Raw genomic sequence first — 350 nt, 5'->3', positions numbered from 1 at the left:
CTATGGAGAAGACGCCCTGGTGGCCGGTCACCAGCACGTTGTGGAAGGTCATCAACCGCTGGAAGGCCTCGTCGTCGATGATCTCTCCGGACAGGTCCTGGTAGAACAGCGGGCTCTCCTGCTCGTACACATCGATGGCCAGATGACCCAGCCGGCGCGACTTCAGCGCGCGGATCACCGCATGGGTATCGACCAGCCCGCCGCGGGAGGTATTGCCCAGCATCGCGCGGGGCTTCATCCGCCCCAGTGAGGTGTCGTTGATCAGATGCTGGGTGTCCGGTGTCAAAGGGCACTGCAACGACCCAATGTCTGCGCGGGCCAGCAGTTCCTCCATGCCCACCATCTCGCCC

1 protein-coding gene is annotated in these 350 nt (G+C 63.7%); it reads right to left on the bottom strand.

Going from position 1 to position 350, the window contains the following annotated elements:
- Positions 1–350 (bottom strand): NAD(P)-dependent oxidoreductase (locus tag Y887_RS18010; RefSeq protein WP_046965659.1); only part of this gene is annotated, 350 nt, incomplete at both ends.

It is taken from the genome of Xanthomonas pisi DSM 18956, assembly GCF_001010415.1.
In the GTDB taxonomy this organism is placed as follows: domain Bacteria; phylum Pseudomonadota; class Gammaproteobacteria; order Xanthomonadales; family Xanthomonadaceae; genus Xanthomonas; species Xanthomonas pisi.
This window is presented reverse-complemented; position numbering and strand designations above follow the sequence as displayed.